The sequence below is a fragment of the Sphingomonas sp. Leaf412 genome, from assembly GCF_001425405.1.
Taxonomy (GTDB): Bacteria; Pseudomonadota; Alphaproteobacteria; order Sphingomonadales; family Sphingomonadaceae; genus Sphingomonas.
Map to the genome: position 1 here is coordinate 237,257 of NZ_LMQP01000004.1, position 1,682 is coordinate 238,938.

Annotated in this window: 2 protein-coding genes; both read left to right on the forward strand. The window is 71.2% G+C overall.

Annotated elements, in window-relative coordinates; translation table 11 throughout:
• Nucleotides 1-42: 42 nt before the first annotated feature.
• Nucleotides 43-963: an alpha/beta hydrolase gene (locus ASG29_RS15360; protein ID WP_055986285.1), complete on the forward strand. Its 921-nt coding sequence runs from the start codon at nucleotides 43-45 to the stop codon at nucleotides 961-963.
• A partial coding sequence (locus ASG29_RS15365) for an MFS transporter (RefSeq protein ID WP_156458103.1) occupies nucleotides 960-1,682 on the forward strand: 723 nt, incomplete at its 3' end. The genes ASG29_RS15360 and ASG29_RS15365, both read left to right, overlap by 4 nt.

The window sequence follows — 1,682 nt, forward strand, 5'->3', positions numbered from 1 at the left end:
GCTGGTCCCCCTCCCCGTTCCGGGGAGGATAAGGAGAGAGACATGAACACGCTGCACCTCGTCGATCCGGAACTGCAGCCCCTGCTGGAGGCGTGGCCGACCGTCACGCTCGATGCCGAAACGCTGAAGGTGATGCGCGCGCGGCAGATGCCGTTGCCGCCGGTGCCGGAAACCGGCGTCGATCTGGAACGCGTCGCACTGTCGGACGCGGTCACGCTCCACGTCTACACGCCGCGCGAGGCCGCCGCGCCCACGGGGTGCATCTATCACATCCACGGCGGCGGCTATGTCGGCGGGGGCGCGTCGGAGCTGGAATTCTTCCTGCGCCCGCTCGCCGACACGCTGGGCTGCGCGATCGTGTCGGTCGACTATCGCCTCGCGCCCGAAACGCCGCATCCGGGGCCGGTGGAGGATTGCTACGCAGGCCTTGCCTGGACCTTCGCGCAGGCCGCGCGGCTCGGCATCGATCCGGCACGCATCGGCGTGATGGGGGAAAGTGCGGGGGGCGGCCTTGCCGCCGCGCTGGCGCTGCTGGCGCGCGACCGGGGCGACTATGCCCTCGCCTTCCAGCACCTGACCTATCCCATGATCGACGATCGCACCTGCACGCGCGATCCGCACCCGACCGCGGGCGAGTTCATCTGGCATGCGGCGAACAACCGCTTCGGCTGGGCCGCGCTGCTGGGGCATGAGCCGGGGATCGACGGCGTCTCGCCCTATGCCGCCGCGGCGCGCGCCGACGATCTGACCGGCCTGCCGCCGACCTATATCATGACCGGCGCGCTCGACCTGTTCGTGGACGAGGACATCGCCTACGCCCGCCGCCTGATCGCCGCGGGGGTGGCGACCGAATTGCACGTCCATCCGGGCGCGTTCCACGGCTTCGACATCTTCCCCGCCGCCGCGGTCGCACAGCGCGCGCAGGCGAATCGCATCGACGCCCTCAGGCGCGCATTGGCATGACTCGCAGCTTCGCCAAGGCGCTGCCCGCGCTGGTCCTGCTCGCGATCATGATGGCGAGCGGCAACATCGCGCTGGGCGTGTTCGCGGTGGTGCAGGAGGGCGCGAAGGCCGAACTGGGCCTGAGCGACGTGCAGATGGGGTTGATCCAGGGGCTGGCGACGTCGGTCCCGCTCGCCCTGCTGTCGATCCCGTTCGGCCTGCTGGTCGACAAGACGCACCGCATCCGCCTGCTCGCGCTGACCGCGGCGGTGTGGACGATCGGGACGCTGATGACCGCCTATGCCGGGTCGATCACGACGTTGTTCGTCGCGCGCGTGCTGGCGGGGCTGGGCGCAAACATCTCCACGACGATCGCGATCTCGATCGCCGCCGACCTGACGATGCCGGAGGTGCGCGGGCGGTCGCTGCTGTTGCTGACGATCGGCAAGTTCGCGGGCAATGCGCTGGCCTTCGCGCTGGGCGGGTGGCTGCTGGGCCATTATGCGGTCGCGGGGCTCGCCGGGCTGTCGGCGTGGCGCAGCGTCCATCTGGCGATCGGGCTGGGCAGCGCGGCGCTGCTCCTGCTCGTCCTGCTGATGCGCGAGCCGGTGCGGATGGAGACCGCCGCCGGGCCGCGCGCGCCGGTGCGCGTCGTGGCGGCGGAATTGTGGGCGCGGCGTGCGTTCCTGCTGCCGCTGTTCGCCGGGCAGACGGGCGCGTTGATGGCGGATGCGGCGGGG